The organism is Stenotrophomonas sp. MH181796, from assembly GCF_009659995.1.
GTDB classification, from domain to species: domain Bacteria; phylum Pseudomonadota; class Gammaproteobacteria; order Xanthomonadales; family Xanthomonadaceae; genus Stenotrophomonas; species Stenotrophomonas riyadhensis.
Map to the genome: position 1 here is coordinate 83,425 of NZ_RAHU01000010.1, position 23,665 is coordinate 107,089.

Below are 23,665 nucleotides of genomic sequence, written 5' to 3' on the forward strand. Positions count from 1 at the left end.
CCGGAGGAAAAGGGATCTGACCCCAGCCCCGAGGTCCCGCGCGCCTCAGCGCGGCGGCGGGCCCAGCTTCAGCGACAGATCGATGGCCTGCACATGCTTGGTCAGGCCGCCGATGGAGATGCAGTCCACGCCGTCCTCGGCGATCGAACGCAGGCCGCCCAGGCCCACGCTGCCGGACACTTCCAGTGGAATGCGGCCCGCCGTGATGCGCACCGCCTCGCGGCGCAGGTCGGGGCTGAAGTCATCCAGCAGGATGCGTTCGCAACCCGCCTCCAGCGCCTGGCGCAGCTGCGCCAGATCCTCGACCTCGACCACCAGCGGCAGCGCGGGCCACTGCCGGCGCGCGCCTGCCACCGCGGCGGCCAGCGAACCGGCAGCACGGATGTGGTTTTCCTTCAGCATCACCGTGTCGTACAGGCCGAAGCGATGGTTCTCGCCACCGCCGCAGCGCACCGCGTACTTCTGCGCCAGGCGCAGGCCGGGCAGGGTCTTGCGGGTGTCGAGGATGCGCGTGCCGGTGCCGGCCACGGCCGCCACATAGCGCGCGGTGGTGGTGGCGGTGCCGGACAGCGTCTGCAGGAAGTTCAGCGAGGTGCGTTCGGCGCTGACCAGGCTGCGGCTGCGACCGTGCAGCAGGGCCAGCACGGTGCCTGCGGTGACCGCGTCGCCTTCGGATACCTGCCAGTCGATGCGCACGTCCGGGTCGAGCGCGCGATGGGTGGCGTCGAACCAGGGGCGGCCGGCGATCACCCCGTCCTGCTTGCACAGCAGGTAGGCGCTGTCGGCCTGGTCGGGCAGCAGGGCGGCGGTGACGTCACCGCTGCCCAGGTCCTCGGCCAGCGCACGCGCGACATCGGCGGCGACAACGGCCGCATCCGGCGTCGGCAGCGTGCTCATGCGGCCGGGAAGTCTGCGATCTGAGCGGTGGGGATGGCTTCCTCGGCCAGCAGCACCGGGATGCCATCGTCGACGCGGAACACCTGCTTGCGGTCGCGGGTGACCAGCGCTTCGCGCAGCGGCTGCGCCAGCGGGTTGCCATCAGCCTTGTTCACCGCGCCGGCGGAAATGGCCTTGTTAAGGGCTTCCAGGCCCTTGCCATCCAGCAGGGACAGGGGCTGGCGGGTGTCCGGCGACACCAGCAGGTCGAGCAGCTTGCGATCCATGGTTCTTCGTCTTGCGTGGAAGACGGCTAGAATACGTCTTTAAGGCAGGTGACGGCCAATGACCCCCAACCCGATCGCGCCGCTTGTCGGCATCGTCATGGGTTCCCGTTCCGACTGGGAAACCATGCAGCACGCCGCCCAGAAGCTTGAAGCCCTGGGTGTTCCGTTCGAAGTGAAGGTAGTGTCCGCGCATCGGACGCCGGATGTGTTGTTCAGTTACGCCGAGCAGGCAGGCCCGCGTGGCCTGCGCGCGATCATCGCCGGTGCCGGCGGGGCCGCGCACCTGCCGGGCATGATCGCCGCCAAGACCGCCGTGCCGGTGCTGGGCGTGCCGGTGCAGTCCAAGGCCCTGAACGGCATGGATTCGCTGCTGTCGATCGTGCAGATGCCTGCCGGCATCCCGGTCGCCACCTTTGCCATTGGCAATGCCGGCGCTTCCAACGCCGCGCTGTTTGCCGCCGCGATGCTGGCCAGTGACCAGCCGGCGATCGGCCAGGCGCTCGACGCGTTCCGCGCACGCCAGACCGAAGACGTGATGGCCCACGACGATCCGCGCCAATGAGCCTGACCGTCGGCATCCTGGGCGGCGGCCAGCTCGCCCGCATGATGGTACTGGCCGGTGCACCGCTGGGACTGCGCTTCGAACTGTACGACCCGGCGGCCGACGCCTGCAGCGGCCCGCTGGCGCCGCTCACCGTCGGTGCCTTCGATGACCGCCAGGCGCTGGCGGACTTTGCCGCCAAGGTCGACGTGGTCACGTTCGATTTCGAGAATGTGCCTGCCGACAGCGCGCAGTTCCTGGCCGACCGCGTGCCGGTCTATCCGCCGCCGGCCGCACTGGCCGTGGCCCAGGACCGGCTGAGCGAGAAGACCCTGTTCCAGCAGCTGGGCATTCCGCTGCCGGCCTTTGCCGACATCCGCAGCCGTGAGGAGCTGGCCGCGAAGGCCGCCGAATTCGGCCTGCCGTGCATCCTCAAGACCCGCCGCCTCGGCTACGACGGCAAGGGTCAGTTCCGCCTGCGCAGCGAAGCCGACATCGATGCCGCATGGGATGCGCTGGGTGCGCAGGTCGAGCGTACTGGTCTGATCCTGGAAGGCTTCGTGGCCTTCCAGCGGGAGGTCAGCGTGGTTGCCGTGCGTGGCCGCGATGGCAGCTTCGAGGCCTGGCCGGTCACCGGCAACTGGCACGTCGACGGCGTGCTGTCGGCCAGCGTGGCCCCGGCCGAGTTGTCGGCCGCCGAGCACGAGGCCGCGATCGGCTATGCCCGCCGCATTGCGGAGCACCTGCAGTATGTCGGTGTGTTCGCGCTGGAGCTGTTCTGCCGCGATGGCGAGCTGTTGGCCAACGAGATGGCGCCGCGCGTGCACAACTCCGGCCACTGGACCATCGAAGGCAGCGAGACCTCGCAGTTCGAGAACCACCTGCGTGCCGTGCTGGGCCTGCCGCTGGGCAGCACCCGCATGCTCGGCCATGCCTGCATGCTGAACTGGCTGGGCGCGATGCCCGACCCGGCGCCGGTGCTGGCCCAGGCCAGCGGGCATTGGCATGACTATGGCAAGGAGCCGCGCGAAGGTCGCAAGGTGGGGCATGCCACATTGCGCGATGACGATGCCGCAGCACTGGCCGACGCGCTGGACCAGGTGGGCCTGGAACTGGACCGCCAGGTCCAGGTGGCGCCGGCAGTGCACGCGCTGCGCAACCGCTGATCGCGGGCGTGCCGGCGTGCTGCCGGCACCCCCTGTATGGCTGCAACGGTGTGGCGCACCGGTGCAGCCATCGGCGCAACATTCCCGGTGGTAGCGTGGAGCTCCTTTCACAGGAGTCACGACCATGCTCGACTGGAATGCCTACCGCAAGGAACTGAAGGGCCGCATCGGCGAGATCGGCAAGCTCTCGCCGGATACGGTCAAGGGCTATGCCACGCTGGCCAATGCGGGCGCGCAGACCAACCATCTTGATGCCAAGACCCGCGAGCTGATCGCGCTGGCGGTGGCGGTGACCACCCGCTGTGACGGCTGCATCACCGTGCACGTGGACGCGGCGCTGAAGCATGGCGCCAGCCGCGAGGAAATCGCCGAGGCGCTCGGTGTGGCGGTGTCGCTCAATGCCGGCGCGGCGCTGGTGTATTCGGCACGGGTCATGGACGCGGTGGCCGCGCACGAGAACGCGTGAAGCTCTGTTCTGTTTCCCGGTAGTGCCGGCCGCTGGCCGGCAGATTAGCCATCTCTGTACACCGATGGGGATGCCGGCCAGCGGCCGGCACTACCCCGTGGCCGAGCCCCCTCAGCGCAGCTGGCTCTCGGCGAATTCCCAGTTGACCATCTGCCAGAACGCGTCCAGATAGCGCGCGCGATCATTCTGGTAGTCGGTGTAGTAAGCGTGCTCCCATACGTCGCAGCACAGCAGCGGGGTGCTTTCGCCGGTCAATGGCGTGCCGGCGTTGCGGGTGGCCTGCAGGCCCAGTTGCCCGCCCGGATGCTGCACCAGCCACACCCAGCCCGAGCCGAACAAGCCCAGTGCGGTGCGGTTGAATTCCTCGCGCAGGCGCTGCACGTCGCCGAACTGGCGCTTGACCAGCTCGCCCAGCCGCCCCTGCGGCTCACCGCCGCCGCGCGGGCGCAGGCACTGCCAGTAGAAGCTGTGATTCCAGGCCTGTGCAGCGGCATCGAACAGCGTGCCCCGGGCGTGGCGGACGATCTCCTCCAGCGACGCTTCCTCCCACTCGGTGCCGAGGATGCCGGCATTGACCGCATCCACATAGGCGCGATGGTGGCGGCCGTGGTGCAGTTCCACGGTCTGTGCGGATAGGTGCGGCTGCAGGGAGCCGGAGAGGTAGGGCAGGGCAGGCAATTCGACAGGCATGGACAGGTTCGTGGCCAGGGGGCGGCGGCAGCCGGTTCCATCCGCTTACAATGGCGGCTACCGTGGGCAGTCTAGCCGACCATCACGGTCGGTTTGTCCGGCGAAGCAAGGAGTGTGGTTGTGGCGGTAATGCAGCAAATCCAGGCCGAGGTCGATCGTTACCCGCTCGTGCTGTTCATGAAGGGCACCCCGCAATACCCGATGTGCGGCTTCTCCAGCCGCGCCGTACAGGCGTTGATGGCGGCCGGCGCGGTCACCCTGCGCACCGTCAACGTGCTGGAAGAGCCCGAGATCCGCGCCAACCTGCCGCGCTTTTCCAACCTCCCGACCTTCCCGCAGCTGTTCATCAACGGTGAGTTGATCGGCGGCTGCGACATCGTGCTGGAGCTGTTCGAAGCCGGCGAGCTCAAGCGCATCGTCGAAGAGGCGACCCAGGGATGAGTGCCTGGCCATCGACGTCACCGACCGACGGGGCGCTCGATGGCCGCCCGTTGCAGGATCGCGTGGTGCTGGTTGCCGGCGCCGGCGGTGGCTTGGGTAGTGCGGCGGCCGTTGCGGCCGCAGCGGCCGGTGCCACCGTGGTCCTGCTGGGCCGCAAGCCGCGCCGCCTGGACCGTGTCTACGCCCAGGTCCAGGCCGTTGGCCCGGAGCCGCTGCTGTATCCGCTGGATCTGGAAGGCGCTGGCCCGGATGACTACGCCGAACTGGCCCAGGCCCTGCAGCGCGAGCTCGGGCGGCTGGACGGCCTGCTGGTCTGTGCCGCCCATTTCCCGGGCCTGACTCCGTTTGAACTGGCCGATCCGGCCAGTTTCGCCCGCGCGGTGCACGTCACCCTGACCGCGCCGGCCTGGCTGGCCCAGGCCTGCCTGCCGCTGCTGCGGCAGCGCGAGGATGCGGCGATGGTGTTTGCAGTGGATGCGCCCGAGCGGGTCGGACAGGCCTATTGGGGGGGGTATGGCGTGGCCCAGCATGGACTGCGCGGCCTGATCACCAGCCTGCACGACGAACTTGGCCGCAGCCCGGTACGGGTCAGTGGCCTGTACCCCGGCCCGCTGCGCACGGCGCTGCGCGCCCGTGCCTATTCCGTCGACCAGGACCCGGCCGCCCAAGGCCCGGAGGCCGCCGCAGCTGCGGCCGTGACCCTGTTGTCCGGTGCTGGCGCCACCTGGCGCGGCCAGATTCTCGATGCCAGCGGGGCGTCCCCGGCCGAGTGAGTGCTAGGGAAAGGCGGAGTGAAGAACCCGTCACGATTGCGTTGCGATCGGGTGCCGTTTGTCGCACAACCGTCACATTGATGGCGTAGCGTGTTAATCTAGTGTTAACCGTTATGGCTGCCTTCAGCCAAGCGGTAGGGAACCCCAGATAACTCTCCGACCAGCCACCCGCAGGGCTGTTTGGATGCGCTTTTTTTCCGCCATCGCCAACTCGCATCGAGGCTACCGAAAAATGACCCACCCACTCCGGATGTCCAAGCTTACCCTTGGTCTCGTGGCCGCACTCGCCGCCGCTCCCGCCTTCGCCCAGAGCACCTCTGCCGGTGTCGGCGGCCAGGTGATGTCCGCCGCAGGCCAGCCGGTCGCCGGCGCTGAAGTCACCATCACCCACACCGAGTCGGGCACTGTTTCGCGTGCCACCACCGATGCGTCGGGTCGATACAACGCGCGCGGCCTGCGCGTGGGTGGTCCGTACACCATCACCATCACCAAGTCCGGTGAAGGCACCAAGACCGAAGAGGGTGTCTTCCTGAACCTGAACCAGGTCAATACCGTCAACGCCAACCTGGGCGGTGATCTGGCTGCGACCAATCTGGACGCGGTGAACGTCGTTGCCACCGCGGGTGGCCTGGACCTGTTCAGCGCCACCAAGATGGGTACCGGCAGCAACGTGACCCGTGAAACGATGGATGCGTTGCCGTCGGCCAACCGCAACATCCAGGACTACATCCGCCTGGACCCGCGCATCTCGCAGGTCAGCAAGGCTGACGGCGCGATCTCGGCCGGTGGCCAGAACACCCGTTACAACGCCATCCGCATCGACGGCATCAGCGCCTCCGATCCGTTTGGCCTGGGCTCCAACAACCTGCCGACCGAGCGTCAGCCGGTGTCGATGGACGCCATCCAGGAAATCAACATCGACCTGGCCAACTACGACACCACCATCTCGGGTGGTACCGGCGCGGTGATCAACGCCGTGACCAAGTCGGGTACCAATGAGTTCCACGGCACCGTGTACGGTTCGTACCGCGACAAGGACATGGTCCGCTCGCGCCTGGAAGGTGACAAGTCGGACTTCAACGGCTTCAAGGACGAGAAGACCTACGGCATGACCTTCGGCGGCCCGATCGTCAAGGACAAGCTGTTCTTCTTCACCAACTATGAAAAGTACGAGCGTAGTGGTGGCGGCGTCAGCCTGAGCGACAGCCCTTATAACAAGGATCCGGCGAAGGGCGGCATCAGCGACGCTGACATCTCGGCTGTGCAGAAGCGCATGGCGGAACTGGGCCACCCGGTGGGCGGCGTCAGTGACCTGAACAACAAGACCGAGATCGAAGAGTACGCGGTCAAGTTGGACTGGAACATCAACGAGAACCACCGTGCGGCCCTGCGCTACAACAAGATGAAGCAGGACGTCGTCCGCTTCCCGCAGGTCAGCAGCAGCGCACTCTCGCTGAGTGACTTCTGGTACACCCAGCCGACCCAGTACGAAACCTGGATGGGTGAGCTGTTCAGCGATTGGTCCGAGAACTTCTCGACCGAGTTCAAGGTCTCGCACAAGGACTACTCGTCCAACCGCGTCGCCGCCTCGCACCTGCCGCAGATGCGGGTCCGCTTCGGCAACAATTCGCTGTACCTGGGTACCGAGCAGAACACCCACACCAATCTGGTCGAGTCGAAGGAACTGAGCGCCTTCGGTGCCGGTACCTGGTACGTCGGTGACCACACCGTCAAGTTCGGTTTCGATTACACCGACAACGACCTGATGAACTTCTACGGCCGTAACCTGTACGGCGCGTATGACTTCCGTGACCTGGCCTCGTTCCTGAAGGGTACCGCGAACGGCTACCAGCTGCGCGTTCCGCGCGCGGGCGGCAGCCTGGATGACATTCCGGCCAAGTTCCATCTGAAGAATACTGGCCTGTTCATCCAGGATACCTGGGCGATCAACTACAACCTGAGCCTGATGTTCGGCGTCCGCGTGGACATCCCGGACTTCACCAGTCAGACCAAGTACAACGCCGACATCCAGTCACTGTATGGCTACAACAACACCAAGCTGGTGGACAAGAGCCTGATCCAGCCGCGCGTTGGCTTCAACTACACCTTCGACAGCGACCGCCCGACCCAGCTGCGCGGTGGCGTGGGCCTGTTCGGCGGTGCTGCACCGAACGTGTGGCTGGCAGGTGCCTATCAGAACACCGGCCTGAACTACGTCGAGTACAACGTCAGTGGCAACCCGGGTGGCTTCAGTGCTGATGCCGACAATCCGTTTATCCCGGATCCGTCGAAGATCATCGCGCGCCAGAACGTCGACATCATCAACCCGGGCACCCGCCTGCCGTCGGTGTGGAAGGCCAACCTGGCCTTCGATCACGAACTGCCGTGGTACGGCATCGTGGCGTCGGCCGAACTGCTGTTCACCAAGGTCAAGGATGGCCTGTACTTCGAGCGTCTGGACCTGACCAATGGCAAGGGCAATGGCCCGACCTACGTGTCCGCACAGGACGGTCGTGAGATCTACTGGAACGACAAGGGCCTGAACCAGGCCAACAGCAAGATCGACAGCCGCACCGGTGACAACCTGGGCATGGAGAACGGCACCAATGGCGTGCTGAACCGCAACTACCGCCCGAACAACATCGGCGACGTGCTGCTCCTGCGCAACACCAACAAGGGCCGCGGCAGCCAGGCGACCTTCTCGCTGGCGAAGCCGCTGACCGAGAACTGGGGCTGGTCGCTGGGTTACACCTACACCCAGTCGAAGGAAGTGAGCCCGCTGACCAGCTCGCAGAACACCTCGAACTGGAACAACACCCAGATCCTGAACGCCAACGAGAACATCGCGTACAACTCGCGCTATGCGATCAAGGACCGTATCACCGGTACCCTGGAGTGGAAGCACAACTTCTTCGGTGACAACGCCACCCGCGTCGGCCTGTTCTATGAAGGCCGTTCGGGCCGTCCGTACAGCTACGTGTTCTACAACGATGCCAACGGCGACAGCGCGATCGGCAACGACCTGTTCTACGTGCCGAAGGGCCCGGGCGACGTGCTGTTTGTTGGCGGCGCAGACATGGAGAAGAAGTTCTTCGACTGGCTGGCGCAGAATCCGGAACTCGATGCTTACCGTGGCAGCACCGTGCCGGCCAACCAGCACCGCGCCAAGTGGGTCAACAGCTTCGATGTCCGCATCAGCCAGGAGTTCCCGGGCTTCGCGAAGACCCACAAGGGTGAAATCGCGCTGGACATCATGAACGTCGGCAACCTGCTCAACAAGAAGTGGGGCCTGATCGACGACTACGGCTTCTACGCCACCCGTCGCGTGGGCAACTTCGCAGGTATCGATCCGGCCACCGGCAAGTACGTGTACTCGTTCACCGGTGCGGATGATTCCTCGGTCCAGGAAAACAACAACGACAAGGGCAACACCGCCGTGTCGCGCTGGTCGATGCAGCTGACCGTGAAGTACAAGTTCTGATCCATCAGAGCCTGAAGCAGTAAGTGAAAACGGCCGGGGAAACCCGGCCGTTTTCCGTTCATGCGAAAGTCCTTGCAGGTCATCTGGCATCGGCGTAGCATCCGGAAATGTGCGCGGTGCCAACGCCGCCGATGCGGTCCCGGAAAGGCGAACGCGGGAAGCACACATCCAACGGTCGGGCTTCCCGGCCGTTTTGCTTTTTAAGGGGGCGGCAGTACAGTCGGAAACCTTGAAGGAAGCGAAAAATTGGACATGACCACGAACGAAAAATCAGCCCGTGCACTGCCGGTGCAGGATGCGCGGATCTACCCGCGCGGTGGGCTGGATGTGCTGTCGCGGGCCGAAGTGGCCCGCCTGCGCGATGCGTCTGCCGGCGGTATGCACGAGCTGCTGCGCCGCTGCGCGCTGGCCGTGCTGACCAGCGGAAGCGCCTCTGACGATCCGCGCGCGGCGCGCGATCTGTATCCCGATTTCGACATCCAGGTGGCGCAGCAGGATCGCGGCGTGCGCATCGACCTGGTCAATGCACCGGCGATGGCCTTCGTCGATGGCGAGATCATCCGCGGCGTCGCCGAACTGCTGTTCGCCGTGGTGCGTGACCTGGCCTACATGGCCATCGAGATGGGCCCGGCCTACGCGGCCGAGCTGGAGTCGTCCGAGGGCATCACCAACGCGGTGTTCGGCCTGCTGCGCAATGCGCGCATCCTCAACCCGGGCGACCCGAACCTGGTGGTGTGCTGGGGCGGCCACTCGATCTCGCGCGACGAGTACCTGTACACCAAGCAGGTGGGTTATGAGCTGGGCCTGCGCGGCCTCGACATCTGCACCGGCTGCGGCCCGGGTGCGATGAAGGGCCCGATGAAGGGGGCCACCATCGCCCATGCCAAGCAGCGCCGCACCGTGACGCGCTACATCGGCCTGACCGAGCCGGGCATCATCGCCGCCGAGTCGCCGAACCCGATCGTCAACCACCTGGTGATCATGCCGGACATCGAGAAGCGCCTTGAGGCCTTCGTCCGCATCGGCCACGGCATCATCGTGTTCGCCGGTGGCGTCGGCACCGCCGAGGAAATCCTGTACCTGCTCGGCATCCTGCTGCGCGAGGAAAACAAGGACCTGCCGTTCCCGCTGATCCTGACCGGCCCGACCGTGGCGGCGCCGTACTTCGAGCAGATCGATCGCTTCATCCGCCTGACCCTGGGCGATGCTGCAGCCGAGCGCTACGAGATCATCATCGGCGACCCGGTGGCGGTGGCCAAGAAGATGGCCAACGGTATCAAGCGCGTGCGCGAGCATCGCCTGGCACAGAAGGACTCGTTCTTCTTCAACTGGTCGATCGAGATTCCGTGGGAGTACCAGCAGCCGTTCGTGCCGACCCACGAGGCAATGGCCGCGCTGGACCTGCACCACGGGCGTGCGCCGCACGCGCTGGCGGCCGACCTGCGCCGGGCGTTCTCGGGCATCGTCGCCGGCAACGTGAAGGAGGACGGCATGCGCCGCATCGAGCAGTTCGGGCCGTTCCAGATCCATGGCGACCCGGACATGATGCAGGCCCTGGACGCATTGCTGCGCGCCTTCGTCGAGCAGCGCCGGATGAAGATCTCCGGCGAATACCAGCCCTGCTACCAGGTGCTGGCCTGAGCCTGCGCCGGCGCGATGGGGATCGCGCCGGGGCGGGCAGGGGAGGGCGGGTCGTCAAGGCTTTGACGCCCGTCGCCCCGGATTGACCGTTCATCCTGCCGCCGCTTGCCGGTGGCAGGACGATGGCCCATCGTGGCCATCAACACGCTGGGGAGCGTCCAATGTCTTTGCGCCGGCCAAACGGCTTCACACTGGTTGAACTGATGGTGGCGCTGATCGTGCTGGCAGTGCTGGCCACCATTGCGTTTCCCAGCTTCCAGAGCACGATCCGCTCCAATCGGGTCGTCTCTGCCCACAATGAACTGATCGGCCTGCTCAACCTTGCGCGCAGTGATGCCATACGCAACAACCGCGGCGGCGGCGTGTGCGGCAGCAGCGATGGCACGCGCTGCGACGGAAAGTGGGACAAGGGCATGATGGCCTTCAGCGATACCTCCGGCAACGGCGATTTCGACAATGGCGAAACCGTGCTGCGTTTCAACCAGATCAACCCAGGCCTGGTCGTGGCCGGCCCGCAGACGCTGGTGGCCTTCGATGCGCGCGGCCGTCGCCGCGCGGCAGGCGATCAGGTCATTACCCTGCGCCCCGACAAGTGTGGCAAGGATCCGATGATGAGCACGATCACCATCAATGCCTCGGGCCAGGTCAACAGTACGAAGGGGCCCTGCCCATGAAGCATCCGTCATTCCATGCCGCGCGCCAGCAGGGGGGCTTCAGCCTGCTGGAGGTACTCATTGCGATCGTGGTCCTGGCGTTTGGCCTGCTCGGCTTCGCGCTGCTGCAGACCATGAACGTACGCTACGTGCAGAGTGCGAATTACCGTACCCAGGCGACCAATCTGGCCTATGACCTGACCGAGCAGATGCGCAGCAACCGCTACCAGTCGGCCTGGTACGCCAATGCGAGTTTCACCTCGGGGAGCCGGACCGCCGCCGGGGTCTGTGCGCCGACCACCGCGGCCGTCAGCATCGCGCAGAACATCACCGACTGGCAGTGCCGGGTGGTCAAGGCGCTCGGTGACAACGCCGCAGCCACCGTGACCGTCAACAACGGTGTGGCGACCGTGGCCATCAGCTGGGCCGATGAACGCTGGAACCCGAAAAGCCCGGATACGCCGACCACCTTCGCCCTGCAGACCCAGCTATGAATGCATCGCTTTCCACGTCCGCCCGGCAGGCGGGTCTGTCGCTGATCGAGTTGATGATCGCCATGGTCATCGGCCTGGTGCTGATGCTGGGGGTCATCCAGATCTTCATCGCTTCCCAGTCAGCATCGCGGTTGTCCGAAGGTGTTGCGCGTGCACAGGAAAACGGTCGGTTCGCGCTGGACTTCCTCGAGCGTGACATCCGCATGGCCGGCCATCTGGGCTGCGTCAATGACCAGGCACACGTGACGAAGGGGCAGGGAGAGCCGCATTACAACCTCGGCGCGGTGTCCGGAAGTGGCAATCCGTTGGATTTCAGCGTGGCGGTGCAGGGCTATGAAGCCCCTGATACCGGGCCTGGCACCCAGCTGGAGGTAGGCAAGGGTTCGCTGCCTGCCAACCTGCCGACCGCAATCGCCAAGCTTTCGCCGGCGCCGATGCCGGGCAGCGACATCCTGGTGCTGCGGTTCCTTGCTCCCGAGGGTGTGCCGGTACTGGCCGTGAATGGTTCGGTTCTGACCGTCGATGCCGCACGCTGGCAGCGACTGACCGAAGGCGGTGTCTCCGCTCCGACCCTGTTTGGTGTTTCCAGTTGTGATGCGGTGGACATCTTCAAGGGGACAACCGCCGCCGGAACCATCACGGCCACGGGGGTCAGCCTGTCGCGGCACGCACCGCAGCCTGCGCCGACGATGGTCTATCGCGCCGAATCACTGGTGTATTACGTGGGCCAGGGGGTGAGTGGTCCGGGGCTTCGCCGCGCCCGGGCAGATGCCAGTGGCGCCTACACCATCAATGAAGAACTGGTTGAAGGCATCGAGAACATGCAGTTGCTGTTCGGCCTGGATACCACTGCCAGCATCGCGCCGGGCTCATCGCCGGTGGGCAACATCACGCGCCTGCAGACTGCTTCGACGGTCACCACCCAGACGGACGCGACCGGCGCCGGTCAGTGGCTGCGGGTCGGTCAGGTGCGCGTGGGCCTCATCGCGCGCAGCGCCTCACCGGCAAGCGCAGGCAAACCGACCGATGCGGCAGCCAAGCTGGGTGTGCTGGGGGTTACCTACAGCCAGGATGGCGTGACCGACGGGCGCTACCGGACCGCCTACGAAGTCAGCATCGCGCTGCGTAACCGACTCTACGGGAATTGATCATGAGCCGATCACCAACCATGCGTCACCGGGCCAACCGCGCGCCCATGCTGCCCCGGCGGCAGGAGGGAGCGGTGTTGTACGTGGCGCTGATCATGCTGCTGCTGCTGGCACTGATCGGCATCGCGGGCATGCAGGTTGCTGGCATGCAGGAGAAGATGGCCTCCAACTATCGCGCGGTGAATCGCTCCTTCCAGAACGCGGAAGGCGTGGTGCGCAATGCAGAGCGCGCGGCGGAGGCGATCGCCAACCGCACCGATGTGCCGACGGGCAGCGTGCTGGCGTCGGGCGATATCAGCTACGACTGCGAGGACCGTTTCGACCCCGTGCAGTGGGGGCGTTCGCAGGTGATCACCGCCGTGCCGAAAGTGAGCGTTCGCCGCATCGACAAGTGCGGTGGCCCGGGTGGCAACGCCCTGGATGAGGGGCAGGCCGATGACAGCGCGACGTATACCTACCAGATAACCGCGTTCGCGGCCGATGACCCTGCCAATGCAACGTCATCGTCGGTGATCGATACCATTTTCAAGCTTTGAGGGCGCGGCATGGCTACGCGTAGATTCAAGTGGATTGCAGCGGCGTCGGCCGTAGGGTTGGCCGGCCTGGGCGTGGTTGCCTACAACCTGACCGCAGCCCAGGCCCAGGGGTTGCTGGCACAGGCGCCGTTGAACAACCAGGTGCAGACGCCACCCGCGTTCATCATGGCGGTGGACGACTCGGGGTCGATGACCTTCCAGACCCAGTTCCCCGGGCAGGATGGTGCCGGCTGCGCGAGCGGCGGCAGCTTCTTCGATCGCAATGGCAATCTGAATGTGGGCGTCGGCACCTGCAGCTACTACTACGTGCTGCCCGGCCCAGTCATCAGCAGTGGCTACTATGCGATCCCGCAGCTGGATTCACTGGGATTTGCCCGCTCGCCTACCTACAACCCGACCTACTTCAATCCGGAGGTGAAGTATGAGCCCTGGATCGATGGCACGGGCAAGCCCTACGATGAAGCCAATCCGACGTCGACCCTGATTGATCCGCGAGGTTCGACAAGGGTGGCGTTGGCTGCCAACTATTTCAGCGGTACGTCGCGGATCCTGACCGGCATGGTGATTCCGAAGGGGACCACCTACAACGATGGCCGGGACCGGACCGCCGAACAGGACATAACCTGGAGAGGGTCCTCGAACATCTACGTCCAGTACTGGCCGGCGACCTTCTTCCTGCCGTGGACGAACGACAAGGATCCCTACCCGCAGCGCGAAGACAAGGCCGGTGTGTATTCCGGAGTGAGCCGGGTCAAGATCGACAACGCCTGTGGCAGTGGCTGTGCGATGTGGAAGTACACGATCACCGACAGCAACAAGGACGCGCTGCAGAATTTTGCCAACTGGTACTCCTTCTACGGCAACCGCAACCGCGCGATGATCGCCGGCATGACCCGGTCGCTGGCAGGCGTCAACAACCTGCGGGTAGGCTATTTCCGCATCGGTGATTACACCAATTACAACAGTGTCAGGAAGCCGCTGGCAATGCGTGACCTGGCGCAGCCCGATGCCAAGCTTGCTCTGTATTCGGACATGATTGGGCTCACGGCCAATGGTGGTACCCCCAACCGCTGGGCCGTTGACGCCGCTGCGCTGCAGTTCACCCGCACCGACAAGGACGCGCCGGTGAAGCTGGCCTGCCAGAAGAATGCGGTGATGCTGTTCACTGACGGCTTCAGCAACGGGGGAGGACCGACCACCGCCCAGAATGCCGATGGCGGAATGGGCATTCCGTTCAGTGATTCCAACTTCAACACCATGGCGGACATCGTCAGCCAGTACTACATCAATCAAGGCGGCAAGCCCCCGCTGCGTCCCGATCTGCCGGCGGGTCAGGTGCCTGTGGTGCAGGCCTGCAAGACTGGCAATCCCGACAAGCGGCTGGACTGCCAGACCAACCTGCACCTGAACTTCTATGGTGTCACGCTGGGTGCCCGGGGCACGCTGTTCAACCCGGACCTGGACCAGGATCCGTTCACCGACTCCACGATCTACTCCAGGTGGCCCGCCTCGGCAGACAATGACCGAAGTACGGTCGACGACATCTGGCATGCCGCCGTCAATACTCGGGGCGAGTACATCAATGCCCGTACGCCGGCTGAGATCACCACGGCAATGCGCCGTGTGCTGTCGGCAGTGACCAGTGGCGCGTCTCCTTCCGGCGGTAAGGGCGCCAGTGGTGCACGCATCGGTGCGGGCTCGGTGTCGGTCGAACCGACCTATGAGATCGCCAACGAAGGTACAGACTGGTTCAGCCGCCTGACGGCCAGCAAGATTTCGGTGGACCCCAAGACCCGCGCAGTGGTCTATACGCCGATCTGGGAGGCCAGTGCGCAGCTTCCGACCGCCGAAATGCGCAACGTCTATTTCACCAAGAGCGGCGCCACCAGTCGTTTCAACGGTACCAACGTTTCGCTGGCCGACCTCTGCACCAAGTCGACCGAGCTCTATCCGGGCATGTCGCGCTGCAACCAGGCCGAACTGGAGAAACTGGGTGCAACGGCGGACTCTGCCGTGAAGTATCTGCTGGGAGACACTGCCGGAGAGAAGCGCAGTGGTGGCAAGCTGCGTGATCGAACCACCCGCCTGGGCGATATCGTCACATCCAGCCCTGTTGTCAGCGCGCCCTCGGACGACTACGGCTATCGGCGCCTGGCGGGCAACCTGGGCACCACCTACGGCGCCTACCTGACCAGCAAGGCCGAGCGCGCACGCTACATGGTCTATGTCGGGGCCAATGACGGCATGCTGCATGGCTTCGATGGCGGCATGAACGCGAAGGGCGTGGTTACCGGCAATGGCGGCGCCGAGAGCTTTGGTTACATTCCGGCAACCGCGCTGGGGCACATGGGCAACCTGCTGTTCCCCTACAACGCTGCCGATCTCAACGACCAGAAGTTCGATCACCGCTATTATGTTGATGGCCAGATCAGCGTAGGCGACACCTTCTACGGCGGCAACTGGCACACCACGCTGGTAGGCGCCTCGGGTGCAGGCGGACGCAGTGTTTTCGCGTTGGACGTTACTGCGGGCAACACCTTCAGCACGGCCAGCAAGCTGTGGGAAATCAGCGACCTGGACAACAGCCTGCCGGCCAACGTGCGCAACAACATCGGGCACGTGCTGGGCAAGCCGGTGATCGTGCCGGTACTGGGTGCCAACGGTGTACCGACCTGGAAGGCGATCTTCGGCAATGGCTACAACAGCCGCAACCAGAAGGCCGTGCTGTTCGTGGTCGATATTGGTACGGGAACGCCGAACGTGACCATGATCGAGGCGGTTGAGACGTCGGGCGCGCCTGACGGCAACAATGGCCTGGGCAGTATCGTGGCCATCGACCGCTGGGGTGGCGACAAGCAGGACCAGCGCCGTCGCGATGGCTATACGGACACGGTGTACGGCACCGACCAGAAGGGTGCCGTGTGGAAGTTCGATCTGCGCAGCAGTGCGACGACGGTAGGCACGCCTGTGTTCACCACCCGCACCTACACCGACAACAACCGCACCCTGCGGCAGCCGATCACCGGCGGCATCACGGCCGGTAGCGGCCCGAATGGCGGTGTCATGCTGTTCTTCGGCAGTGGCAGCTTCTCCTTCATCGGTGACCAGGCCGATACGTCGGTGCAGAGCCTGTATGCGGTCAATGATCTGGCCAACGGCGCGGTATCGGCGACGTTGACCAGCGCCAGCCTGACCGGGGGCCAGGTGGTGACCAATGGTGACCAGCGCACGCTTGTTCGTAGTACGCCGCCCAATGGCAGTCTGGGGTGGTATGTGGACCTGCCTGCGGGTGAACGCTTTGTAGGCAACCCCTCATTGTCCGATGGCGTAGTGTTCATGCCGACCTATCTGCCGACACCCGGTGGTTCTGGTTGTTCTTCGTCGGGAACCAACTGGCTGTTCGGTCTGGAAGCGTTGAACGGTGGTGGGGCCTTCGGGCGCGCCCGGATCGGCTCGCCCGACGGCACCGCGATCGGTGATGGTGTCGCCGCACTGAAGACGGTGACGACCAGCACCAGCGGCGGACCGGTACGCGATGTCAAACCAGGCGCTCTGCCAAGAGATACGCCACCAGAACTCGAGCCGGGTGGTGGACCGCCTACACCACCGCAGCCCGCATGCGTGTCGTTCCTGAAGAATGGCGACCAGTCTGTCTACATTCCCTATCCGTGTGGTCGCCAATCGTGGAGACAGATCCAGTGAGCAAGCGTTTCGTTTCGCGTCCCGCAAGGCGATCCATCCAGCAGGGCTTCACGCTGATCGAGTTGATGGCCGTGGTTGCGGTCATCGCGGTCCTGGCTGCCATCGCCTATCCCAGCTATTCCGAACACGTTCGCAAGTCGCATCGGGCCGCGGTCAAGGCGGAAATGGTCGAGTACGCACAGCGCGCCGAGCGGCATCACACGCAGAACAACAGCTACGCCTCGTTCACCTTCAGTGAGACGAGCTCGACCAAGATCAACTCGCCTCGTGAGGGCGGGTCGTCCATCTGGTATGAAGTGAGCATTGTGCCGACGGCATCGACGTTCACCATCACCGCGGTGCCCCAGGGCGGGCAGGCCAAGGACAGCTGCGGGACGTTGAGCATCAACCAGGCCGGCGTGAAGACGCCGGCGAACACCTCCAGCCAGACCTGCTGGTAGGGAGATCCGGCAAAGGCTTGCATGATCTGGAATGAGCATCTAGAATGCGCCTCCCCGCCCGAATAGCTCAGCCGGTTAGAGCACTTGACTGTTAATCAGGGGGTCGTTGGTTCGAGTCCAACTTCGGGCGCCAGATCCTGCAGAAGCCGCGAGAAATCGCGGCTTCTGCGTTTCTGCGTCAAGCGGCCTGCCAACTCAGAGTGGGCAGGGAGCGGGCACCTGCTGTCGTGTGGAGCGGGTTCGGCCGATATTGTTCACCACCACCGTACCGTGCAGGCGGGAGCCTGCGCAGATCTGGACGGTCAGCGTGCTGCCTGCGCTGCGGCCATCGGCCTGGAATCGTAGCCGGCGGCGTCCGCTGCTGATGCCCGCGCGTACCCCCGAAGCCTGCGTGCCTGGCTGGAATTGACGCCGGACAGCGACGTCTGCGGGGAACGCCGCGGGCTCGGTTTCAATCAGCCAGCCGCGGACCCAGTCGTCGCTGCACTCGATGCCGTCCTGGCTGGGACAGACGGTTACTGCGCGGCGGTGGGTAAGGGCGGTGGCGCGGGCGCTGTTGAACACCGATACCAGGCGCATGCGGACCATGTCGGCGTGCCAATGGTCGAGATGCCGTGCCAAGGGGGGCAGTGCCAGCGAGCACAGGATCGCCAGTGCAGCCAGGACTGCGACAAGCTCGATGAGGCTGAGACCGCATTGCTGCAGGCGGCGGATGGGAGGCATGGCAGCACGGTTCCAGGGATGGTCCCCAACGCTGCGCTTGCGCGTGGAATCCGTGCATCGGCCGTCCATGGCCTGGCGGGTCCGAAAACCCCTCAGCGGGCCGTCACTCCATGCCCCGTATACTCACTACTCCCGGGAACTGGCACCACCATGAGCGACCGTTTTGAACTCGTCTCGCCGTACTCGCCGGCGGGCGACCAGCCTGATGCCATCGCGAAGCTGACCAGCAACTTCGAAGCGGGCATCGCCAAGCAGACGCTGCTGGGCGTGACCGGCTCGGGCAAGACCTACACCATCGCCAACGTCATCCAGAACGTGCAGAAGCCGACGCTGATCATGGCGCCGAACAAGACGCTGGCGGCGCAGCTGTATGGCGAGTTCAAGGCGTTCTTCCCGCACAACGCGGTGGAGTATTTCGTCAGCTACTACGATTACTACCAGCCGGAAGCCTACGTGCCGTCGTCGGACACTTTCATCGAGAAGGACAGTTCGATCAACGAGCACATCGAGCAGATGCGGTTGGCTGCGACCAAGACCCTGCTGTCGCGCCCGGACGCGATCGTGGTGGCAACGGTGTCGGCGATCTATGGCCTGGGTGCGCCGGAAGACTATCTGTCGCTGCGCCTGATCCTGTCCAAGGGCGAACGCATCGACCAGCGCGACCTGATCAACCATCTGACCCAGCTGCAGTACACGCGCAACGAGTACGAACTGCAGCGCGGTACGTTCCGCGTGCGCGGCGAAGTGATCGACGTGTTCCCGGCCGAGTCGGACAGCGAGGCGTTGCGCCTGGAGCTGTTTGATGGCGAGGTCGAGAAGATCACCCTGTTCGACCCGCTCACCGGCGAGACGCTGCGCAACATGCAGCGCTTCACGGTCTACCCGAAGACCCATTACGCCACCACGCGCGAGCGTGTGCTGGCGGCGATCGAGACGATCAAGGTCGAGCTGAAGGAGCGCCTGGAGCAGCTGTACGCGCAGAACAAGCTGGTGGAGGCGCAGCGCCTGGCGCAGCGCACCCAGTTCGATCTGGAAATGATGGCCGAGGTCGGCTACTGCAACGGCATCGAGAACTACTCCCGGCACCTGACCGGCAAGAACGCCGGCGAACCGCCGCCGACATTGTTCGATTACCTGCCAGCCGACGCGCTGCTGGTGATCGACGAATCGCACGTGACCATTCCGCAGATCGGTGCCATGTTCAAGGGCGACCGTTCGCGCAAGGAGACGCTGGTCGAGTTCGGGTTCCGGCTGCCCTCGGCGCTGGACAACCGGCCGCTGCGCTTCGAGGAGTGGGAAGAGCGCTGCCCGCGCAGCATCTATGTGTCGGCCACGCCAGGCCCCTATGAGTACCGCGAGGCCGGTGACGAGATCACCGAGCTGGTCGTGCGTCCGACCGGCCTGATCGACCCGGTGGTGGAGATCCGCCCGGTGGGCACCCAGGTTGACGACCTGATGAGCGAAGCCAACGCGCGCATCAAGGCCGGTGACCGTGTGCTGGTCACGACGCTGACCAAGCGCATGGCCGAGAACCTCACCGAATACCTGACCGAACACGGCATCCGCGTGCGCTACCTGCACTCGGACGTGGACACCGTCGAGCGCGTGGAGATCATCCGCGACCTTCGCCTGGGCAAGTTCGATGTGCTGGTGGGCATCAACCTGCTGCGCGAGGGCCTGGACATGCCCGAAGTGTCACTGGTGGCGATCCTGGATGCCGACAAGGAGGGCTTCCTGCGCTCGACCGGTTCGCTGATCCAGACCATCGGCCGTGCCGCCCGCAACGTGCGTGGCAAGGCGATCCTGTATGCGGACAAGATCACCCGTTCAATGCAGGCGGCGATCGACGAGACCGACCGTCGTCGCGCCAAGCAGGTCGAGTACAACGAGCAGCACGGCATCGTGCCGCGCTCGGTGGCGCGTCCGATCACCGACGTGCTGGAAGGTGCGCGCTCGGATGCGGCCGAGAAGGAAGCAAAGAAGGGCAAGGGCAAGGGCAGGCCCGGCGTTGCCGAGGAAGGGAGTGACTATCGATCGCTCAGCCCGGCCCAGCTGGCGTCCCGTCTCAAGGCGCTGGAGCAGCAGATGTACCAGCACGCCAAGGACCTGGAATTCGAGGATGCCGCCCGCGTGCGTGACCAGATCCGGCAGCTGAAGGAAGCGAGTCTGGGCTGAACGCGGCGGTGCAGCATCTTCTTCACAAAAGTGTTGCGCTTCACGGCCGGCATCCGTAATATACGCGGCCTGCACCGACGCAATCGCGGACGTTCAGAAGCAAAAACGGGCGGTTAGCTCAGCGGTAGAGCACTACCTTGACATGGTAGGGGTCACAGGTTCGAACCCTGTACCGCCCACCACGAAGTCCCTGGAAGGGGGCTGTCGTGAACTGCAAAGCCCGGCCCTGGCGCCGGGTTTTTACGTAGCAAGGCCAGCTTTCGGGCGGCAGGAACAAGATGGGCGGTTAGCTCAGCGGTAGAGCACTACCTTGACATGGTAGGGGTCACAGGTTCGAACCCTGTACCGCCCACCACCTGGCTCCCGGCATTGCCGGTGCAGCGGTGGATCACGATGGAAGCCGGCCCTNCTGGCTCCCGGCATTGCCGGTGCAGCGGTGGATCACGATGGAAGCCGGCCCTGGGCCGGCTTTTTTCGTTTGCGCCAGTGGGCTGCAGCCAGCCGTCAGCGTTGGGCGACCCATTCGTCGATGCTGATCATGCGCTGCAGCCGCCAGTGCCCATCCACGCGTTCCCAGACCTGCGCGAAGCGCGTCGAGCCGGTATGCCGCTGCGGGGCGCCGGCCTGCAGGGGCTGGTTGCCCACGCGCAGTACGCGATCCTGGCGCAGCCGGTACAGCTGCAGGGTTGCCGGGTCCGCTTTCCGATCCGGCATCGGTGATGTTTCTGCCTGCCCAGCGTCGGCCTGCAGGATCTGGCTGCGCAGGGGGGCATCCCCGGCGTCGGTATCGCGGCCGAACAGACCAGCGCACAGCAGCAGCAGGGCAAGCATCGGCATGGCACGGTGCTCCGGAGAAGGGAGTCCAGCGTGGCACTGCCCCCTGCGGTGTGAAACCGGTATGCGACGAAAGCCGGTAAAGCGCGCGCCAAGACGCTCGGGGAAGGATGAATCCGGGGCCGGAAGTGCCGGGCCGCCCCTGGGGGCGACCCGGCGCGGTGCCCCATGTGCGGGTGGGCACCGATCATCGCCGCAGGACTGGATCAGCGCTGCGGCGCCTGCAGCAGGTCAGCGGGACCGACCTGTGGCGCGGCTTCGATTACAGCGGATCACAGCACAGCACCTGGCCAGGCTTGCCCGAGTTGCCGAACGGGCAGCTCGGATGCGGTTCGCAACCGGGCGCATAGCCGGTCTTGGGGGCGACGGCGAAGGCCTGGCTGGCACCGAAGGCCATGGCCGCGACAACGACGATACCGGCGACGGACGAAAGCACTTTCTTTCCGATCATGTGTATCTCCTTGGTTGGCGTTGTGGTGTTGCAGTTGCCGAAGGCACCGGAGTGCCGGTTGTGGCGCGGATGCGGTGAACGATGACGTGCGCGCCGATGTGGCGCGCGGCATATCAGGGCAGGGCGGGGGCTGGCGCCAGTGAGTTCATGGCGGCGCGCACCACCTGCTCATCGAGCTGGCCTACATGCTTGTAGGTCACGCTGCCATCGGGGGCCAGCACCATCAGCATCGGCGTGACCGTGGCGCGGTAGCGCCTGGACGCATCGCCTTCGCTGTCGATGGCGATCGGAAACTGCAATGCATGCCTTCCGGCGTAGTCGGCCAGTTGGTCGTAAGGGGGCAGTCCCACACCGATCAGTTCACCGCGGCCGCGCGCCGCTGCGATCTGTTGCAGCTGCGGCATCGAGGCCAGGCAGTAGCGGCAGGTGGTGGAAAAGAAGTACAGGATCTGAGGTACGTCGCGCGCGCCGCCGATATCGACGTGGGTGTGCCGGGTCGTGCGCAGCGCCAGTGCGTCCGGGCGGCTGCCCAGGTCGAGGCCGTGCGCTTCCAGCCGCATGTTCTGCAGTTGGGCAGCCATCTGCGCGTTGATCTGCCGGAGCTGGTGGTTCTGCCATCCCAGCACGACGATCAGTGCGGACAGCAGCAGAGCGCGACAACGGGGAACAGGACGCGCTTGAGCATCGATCATCCTTGAACACAGCGTTGAGCCGAACATACCCGATCGGGCGCGCGGGTTGTTAAGGCGATGTTGCCCGCACGTCCGCAGAGGCGCCGCCTGTACTAGAGTGTTGCCTGCGCGGTCAGGCACGCGCACCCTGCAACCATTACCAGGATCAAACACCGATGAGCGAGCATGTTCCGGTTTCCCGGCCCAATCCCTTCCTCGAACTGCTGTTCGGCGGCAACATGCTGGAGGGTACCTTCAAGGCGGTGATCTGGGTGGCCCTGCTGGCGGCAGTGCTGGCGTGGACCACGTTCCGCTGAGTCTTCCCGCTGCCGCGCAGCACTGGCCGCGTTGCTGGCCTGCGCTCAGGCGCTGAAGGCCTGGCGCAGGCTGCGCAGGGTGGCCTGGCGATGTTCCTTCGCGCTCGCCTCGCCCATTTCCAGTTCCTGCAGGCGCAGCCCGACCAGGGTCATCGACAGCGCGTAGCCGCGTGCCGCGTCGGCGACGCGCGAAAGCCCGAGGGCGCGGCGGGCCAGTGCATTCACGTGCTCCAGATCGGGCATCAGGCCCAGGTAGGCGCGTTCGGCGCTGTCCAGGTCGGGAGCGCGCAGGATCGCGTGGGCTTCGGGAGTGGGGGAGACGGAGGCCATGTGGGGGTCCTTGTCCGTTGCGGGCGCTCGATCAGAACGAGCGCATCAGGGAAACGAAGGCCGACGTCTGCGTGCCGCGACGGGCCATCGGGCTGTCCTTTACTGCATTGCCAAACCACTGGTTGGCGACCACACCGGTCGCGCGCCACTTCGTGCCCAGCGGCGTACTGACCGCGATCTGCAGGCTTGGCGATGTCGCGCTGCCCGGGTTGTAGGCGGCAAGTCCCGAGCGCAGCGCTTCTTCGTCGGTGATGCCGTAGTAGTAATCCAGCAGGCGCGCACTGGAGTGCACCACGCCGACCTTGGGCACCCAGGTGAAGCGACCGGCCTGGATCGGATAGCTGTAGTGCAGGCGTGATTCCATGCCACCTCCGTGCCCGGTGACCTCGCGCATCACACTGGCCTCGACGATGCCCCAGTCGGCGCTGTACTCGCCGTTGATGCCGGCCATGGCAGACATCTGCCGGCTGTGCAGGCGACGCAGCTGGGGATCGTTCACGTCGTCGGTCTTGAAGCGCAGCGTGTAGGGCGTGACTGCGGCCGACAGGCGCAGGCCCTGGCCCTGGCCCTGGTACAGGTACATGCCCAGCGAGCCCGGGCTGGCGAAGAAGCGCTCGCCCTGCCAGGCAATGGAGGGGACGACCAGCGGCTTGACGTCGTAGTGGGCATACGCACCCGAGGTCGCGCCGGCACTGATACCGGCCTGCACACCCGGGTTGCGGTCGGCGGCGTGGGTGATCAACGGAAGGCCGATGGCAGCGGTGAACAGCAGCGGGCGCAGCAGAGTCGGGGACAGCGACGGCATCGATCAGCCACTTTGCGGGGGATG

Annotated in this window: 24 protein-coding genes and 3 tRNA genes; 18 read left to right on the forward strand and 9 right to left on the reverse strand. The window is 65.1% G+C overall.

The window, feature by feature from the left end:
- Nucleotides 1-45: 45 nt before the first annotated feature.
- Nucleotides 46-897: a carboxylating nicotinate-nucleotide diphosphorylase gene (gene nadC / locus D5301_RS22435; protein WP_153856938.1), complete on the reverse strand. Its 852-nt coding sequence runs from the start codon at nucleotides 895-897 to the stop codon at nucleotides 46-48.
- Complete coding sequence (locus tag D5301_RS22440; RefSeq protein ID WP_005408847.1) at nucleotides 894-1,163, reverse strand: Trm112 family protein; 270 nt, start codon at nucleotides 1,161-1,163, stop codon at nucleotides 894-896. The genes nadC and D5301_RS22440 overlap by 4 nt, the downstream gene beginning before the upstream one ends.
- 58 nt (nucleotides 1,164-1,221) lie before the next feature.
- On the opposite strand from D5301_RS22440, the gene purE reads away from it, so the two are divergent.
- The 3 genes from purE (at nucleotide 1,222) to D5301_RS22455 (ending at nucleotide 3,336) form a co-directional block, all read left to right on the forward strand.
- Nucleotides 1,222-1,725, forward strand: a complete 504-nt coding sequence (gene purE, locus D5301_RS22445; RefSeq protein ID WP_005412808.1) for a 5-(carboxyamino)imidazole ribonucleotide mutase — start codon at nucleotides 1,222-1,224, stop codon at nucleotides 1,723-1,725.
- On the forward strand, nucleotides 1,722-2,870 hold the full coding sequence (locus D5301_RS22450; RefSeq protein WP_153856939.1) for a 5-(carboxyamino)imidazole ribonucleotide synthase: 1,149 nt from the start codon (nucleotides 1,722-1,724) through the stop codon (nucleotides 2,868-2,870). Before purE ends, D5301_RS22450 begins: the two co-directional genes overlap by 4 nt.
- 124 nt (nucleotides 2,871-2,994) lie before the next feature.
- On the forward strand, nucleotides 2,995-3,336 hold the full coding sequence (locus D5301_RS22455; protein ID WP_019659022.1) for a carboxymuconolactone decarboxylase family protein: 342 nt from the start codon (nucleotides 2,995-2,997) through the stop codon (nucleotides 3,334-3,336).
- A 111-nt stretch (nucleotides 3,337-3,447) separates the two neighbouring features.
- Here D5301_RS22455 and D5301_RS22460 read toward each other — a convergent pair whose 3' ends face one another.
- Nucleotides 3,448-4,026: a superoxide dismutase gene (locus D5301_RS22460; protein ID WP_153856940.1), complete on the reverse strand. Its 579-nt coding sequence runs from the start codon at nucleotides 4,024-4,026 to the stop codon at nucleotides 3,448-3,450.
- A gap of 120 nt (nucleotides 4,027-4,146) precedes the next feature.
- Between D5301_RS22460 and grxD the strand changes: the two genes are divergently transcribed.
- The 11 genes from grxD to D5301_RS22515 all read left to right on the forward strand — a co-directional run bounded on the left by grxD (nucleotide 4,147) and on the right by D5301_RS22515 (nucleotide 17,468).
- Nucleotides 4,147-4,467 (forward strand): Grx4 family monothiol glutaredoxin, encoded by a 321-nt coding sequence (gene grxD / locus D5301_RS22465; protein WP_005408852.1) that lies wholly within the window; start codon nucleotides 4,147-4,149, stop codon nucleotides 4,465-4,467.
- Entirely contained in the window at nucleotides 4,464-5,240 is a 777-nt protein-coding gene (locus D5301_RS22470; RefSeq protein ID WP_153856941.1) for an SDR family NAD(P)-dependent oxidoreductase, read from the forward strand. Before grxD ends, D5301_RS22470 begins: the two co-directional genes overlap by 4 nt.
- A 232-nt stretch (nucleotides 5,241-5,472) precedes the next feature.
- Nucleotides 5,473-8,721, forward strand: a complete 3,249-nt coding sequence (locus tag D5301_RS22475; RefSeq protein ID WP_153856942.1) for a TonB-dependent receptor — start codon at nucleotides 5,473-5,475, stop codon at nucleotides 8,719-8,721.
- A gap of 252 nt (nucleotides 8,722-8,973) precedes the next feature.
- Nucleotides 8,974-10,362 carry a nucleotide 5'-monophosphate nucleosidase PpnN gene (ppnN, locus tag D5301_RS22480; RefSeq protein WP_005408855.1) on the forward strand — a complete coding sequence of 463 codons (1,389 nt, stop codon included), beginning with the start codon at nucleotides 8,974-8,976 and terminating at the stop codon, nucleotides 10,360-10,362.
- A gap of 161 nt (nucleotides 10,363-10,523) precedes the next feature.
- Complete coding sequence (locus D5301_RS22485; RefSeq protein ID WP_153856943.1) at nucleotides 10,524-11,036, forward strand: Tfp pilus assembly protein FimT/FimU; 513 nt, start codon at nucleotides 10,524-10,526, stop codon at nucleotides 11,034-11,036.
- Nucleotides 11,033-11,509 carry a type IV pilus modification protein PilV gene (gene pilV, locus D5301_RS22490; RefSeq protein WP_153856944.1) on the forward strand — a complete coding sequence of 159 codons (477 nt, stop codon included), beginning with the start codon at nucleotides 11,033-11,035 and terminating at the stop codon, nucleotides 11,507-11,509. The genes D5301_RS22485 and pilV overlap by 4 nt, the downstream gene beginning before the upstream one ends.
- Nucleotides 11,506-12,657: a PilW family protein gene (locus D5301_RS22495; RefSeq protein WP_153856945.1), complete on the forward strand. Its 1,152-nt coding sequence runs from the start codon at nucleotides 11,506-11,508 to the stop codon at nucleotides 12,655-12,657. The genes pilV and D5301_RS22495 overlap by 4 nt, the downstream gene beginning before the upstream one ends.
- Before the next feature lie 20 nt (nucleotides 12,658-12,677).
- Entirely contained in the window at nucleotides 12,678-13,193 is a 516-nt protein-coding gene (locus D5301_RS22500) for a PilX N-terminal domain-containing pilus assembly protein (protein ID WP_110711783.1), read from the forward strand.
- Between the two features lie 9 nt (nucleotides 13,194-13,202).
- Nucleotides 13,203-16,895 (forward strand): PilC/PilY family type IV pilus protein, encoded by a 3,693-nt coding sequence (locus D5301_RS22505; RefSeq protein WP_153856946.1) that lies wholly within the window; start codon nucleotides 13,203-13,205, stop codon nucleotides 16,893-16,895.
- Nucleotides 16,892-17,335: a type IV pilin protein gene (locus D5301_RS22510; RefSeq protein ID WP_263469208.1), complete on the forward strand. Its 444-nt coding sequence runs from the start codon at nucleotides 16,892-16,894 to the stop codon at nucleotides 17,333-17,335. The genes D5301_RS22505 and D5301_RS22510 overlap by 4 nt, the downstream gene beginning before the upstream one ends.
- 56 nt (nucleotides 17,336-17,391) lie before the next feature.
- Nucleotides 17,392-17,468, forward strand: a tRNA-Asn gene (locus tag D5301_RS22515).
- A gap of 62 nt (nucleotides 17,469-17,530) precedes the next feature.
- Here the strand turns inward: D5301_RS22515 and D5301_RS22520 are convergent.
- Nucleotides 17,531-18,058 carry a GspH/FimT family pseudopilin gene (locus D5301_RS22520; protein ID WP_194936665.1) on the reverse strand — a complete coding sequence of 176 codons (528 nt, stop codon included), beginning with the start codon at nucleotides 18,056-18,058 and terminating at the stop codon, nucleotides 17,531-17,533.
- A 150-nt stretch (nucleotides 18,059-18,208) separates the two neighbouring features.
- On the opposite strand from D5301_RS22520, the gene uvrB reads away from it, so the two are divergent.
- From uvrB to D5301_RS22535, 3 genes are all read left to right on the forward strand, one after another.
- Nucleotides 18,209-20,233, forward strand: coding sequence for an excinuclease ABC subunit UvrB (uvrB, locus tag D5301_RS22525; RefSeq protein WP_032128896.1), 2,025 nt, complete (start codon nucleotides 18,209-18,211; stop codon nucleotides 20,231-20,233).
- 107 nt (nucleotides 20,234-20,340) lie between these two features.
- Nucleotides 20,341-20,415 (forward strand) — tRNA-Val (locus D5301_RS22530).
- Between the two features lie 98 nt (nucleotides 20,416-20,513).
- Nucleotides 20,514-20,588, forward strand: a tRNA-Val gene (locus D5301_RS22535).
- 149 nt (nucleotides 20,589-20,737) lie between these two features.
- Here D5301_RS22535 and D5301_RS22540 read toward each other — a convergent pair.
- From D5301_RS22540 to D5301_RS22550, 3 genes are all read right to left on the reverse strand, one after another.
- Nucleotides 20,738-21,070, reverse strand: coding sequence for a hypothetical protein (locus D5301_RS22540; protein WP_153856948.1), 333 nt, complete (start codon nucleotides 21,068-21,070; stop codon nucleotides 20,738-20,740).
- Between the two features lie 259 nt (nucleotides 21,071-21,329).
- Nucleotides 21,330-21,518, reverse strand: a complete 189-nt coding sequence (locus tag D5301_RS22545) for a hypothetical protein (RefSeq protein WP_049444507.1) — start codon at nucleotides 21,516-21,518, stop codon at nucleotides 21,330-21,332.
- A gap of 113 nt (nucleotides 21,519-21,631) precedes the next feature.
- Entirely contained in the window at nucleotides 21,632-22,210 is a 579-nt protein-coding gene (locus tag D5301_RS22550; RefSeq protein WP_228756489.1) for a TlpA disulfide reductase family protein, read from the reverse strand.
- 155 nt (nucleotides 22,211-22,365) lie between these two features.
- Here D5301_RS22550 and D5301_RS24080 point away from each other — a divergent pair, with 155 nt between their 5' ends.
- Nucleotides 22,366-22,506 (forward strand): hypothetical protein, encoded by a 141-nt coding sequence (locus D5301_RS24080; protein ID WP_180847485.1) that lies wholly within the window; start codon nucleotides 22,366-22,368, stop codon nucleotides 22,504-22,506.
- Between the two features lie 45 nt (nucleotides 22,507-22,551).
- On the opposite strand, the gene D5301_RS22555 is transcribed toward D5301_RS24080, so the two are convergent.
- A complete protein-coding gene (locus tag D5301_RS22555; protein WP_110711789.1) occupies nucleotides 22,552-22,836 on the reverse strand; it encodes a hypothetical protein in 285 nt (94 codons plus the stop codon).
- A gap of 31 nt (nucleotides 22,837-22,867) precedes the next feature.
- Nucleotides 22,868-23,641: a MipA/OmpV family protein gene (locus D5301_RS22560; protein ID WP_153856949.1), complete on the reverse strand. Its 774-nt coding sequence runs from the start codon at nucleotides 23,639-23,641 to the stop codon at nucleotides 22,868-22,870.
- Nucleotides 23,642-23,665 lie beyond the last annotated feature (24 nt).

Coding starts and splice junctions, on each gene's coding strand:
- nadC (WP_153856938.1), bottom strand. CDS start 897: ATGAGCACGCTGCCGACGCCGGATGCGGCCGTTGTCGCCGCCGATGTC.
- D5301_RS22440 (WP_005408847.1), bottom strand. CDS start 1,163: ATGGATCGCAAGCTGCTCGACCTGCTGGTGTCGCCGGACACCCGCCAG.
- purE (WP_005412808.1), top strand. CDS start 1,222: ATGACCCCCAACCCGATCGCGCCGCTTGTCGGCATCGTCATGGGTTCC.
- D5301_RS22450 (WP_153856939.1), top strand. CDS start 1,722: ATGAGCCTGACCGTCGGCATCCTGGGCGGCGGCCAGCTCGCCCGCATG.
- D5301_RS22455 (WP_019659022.1), top strand. CDS start 2,995: ATGCTCGACTGGAATGCCTACCGCAAGGAACTGAAGGGCCGCATCGGC.
- D5301_RS22460 (WP_153856940.1), bottom strand. CDS start 4,026: ATGCCTGTCGAATTGCCTGCCCTGCCCTACCTCTCCGGCTCCCTGCAG.
- D5301_RS22470 (WP_153856941.1), top strand. CDS start 4,464: ATGAGTGCCTGGCCATCGACGTCACCGACCGACGGGGCGCTCGATGGC.
- D5301_RS22475 (WP_153856942.1), top strand. CDS start 5,473: ATGACCCACCCACTCCGGATGTCCAAGCTTACCCTTGGTCTCGTGGCC.
- ppnN (WP_005408855.1), top strand. CDS start 8,974: ATGACCACGAACGAAAAATCAGCCCGTGCACTGCCGGTGCAGGATGCG.
- D5301_RS22485 (WP_153856943.1), top strand. CDS start 10,524: ATGTCTTTGCGCCGGCCAAACGGCTTCACACTGGTTGAACTGATGGTG.
- pilV (WP_153856944.1), top strand. CDS start 11,033: ATGAAGCATCCGTCATTCCATGCCGCGCGCCAGCAGGGGGGCTTCAGC.
- D5301_RS22495 (WP_153856945.1), top strand. CDS start 11,506: ATGAATGCATCGCTTTCCACGTCCGCCCGGCAGGCGGGTCTGTCGCTG.
- D5301_RS22500 (WP_110711783.1), top strand. CDS start 12,678: ATGCGTCACCGGGCCAACCGCGCGCCCATGCTGCCCCGGCGGCAGGAG.
- D5301_RS22505 (WP_153856946.1), top strand. CDS start 13,203: ATGGCTACGCGTAGATTCAAGTGGATTGCAGCGGCGTCGGCCGTAGGG.
- D5301_RS22520 (WP_194936665.1), bottom strand. CDS start 18,058: ATGCCTCCCATCCGCCGCCTGCAGCAATGCGGTCTCAGCCTCATCGAG.
- uvrB (WP_032128896.1), top strand. CDS start 18,209: ATGAGCGACCGTTTTGAACTCGTCTCGCCGTACTCGCCGGCGGGCGAC.
- D5301_RS22540 (WP_153856948.1), bottom strand. CDS start 21,070: ATGCCGATGCTTGCCCTGCTGCTGCTGTGCGCTGGTCTGTTCGGCCGC.
- D5301_RS22545 (WP_049444507.1), bottom strand. CDS start 21,518: ATGATCGGAAAGAAAGTGCTTTCGTCCGTCGCCGGTATCGTCGTTGTC.
- D5301_RS22550 (WP_228756489.1), bottom strand. CDS start 22,210: ATGATCGATGCTCAAGCGCGTCCTGTTCCCCGTTGTCGCGCTCTGCTG.
- D5301_RS24080 (WP_180847485.1), top strand. CDS start 22,366: ATGAGCGAGCATGTTCCGGTTTCCCGGCCCAATCCCTTCCTCGAACTG.
- D5301_RS22555 (WP_110711789.1), bottom strand. CDS start 22,836: ATGGCCTCCGTCTCCCCCACTCCCGAAGCCCACGCGATCCTGCGCGCT.
- D5301_RS22560 (WP_153856949.1), bottom strand. CDS start 23,641: ATGCCGTCGCTGTCCCCGACTCTGCTGCGCCCGCTGCTGTTCACCGCT.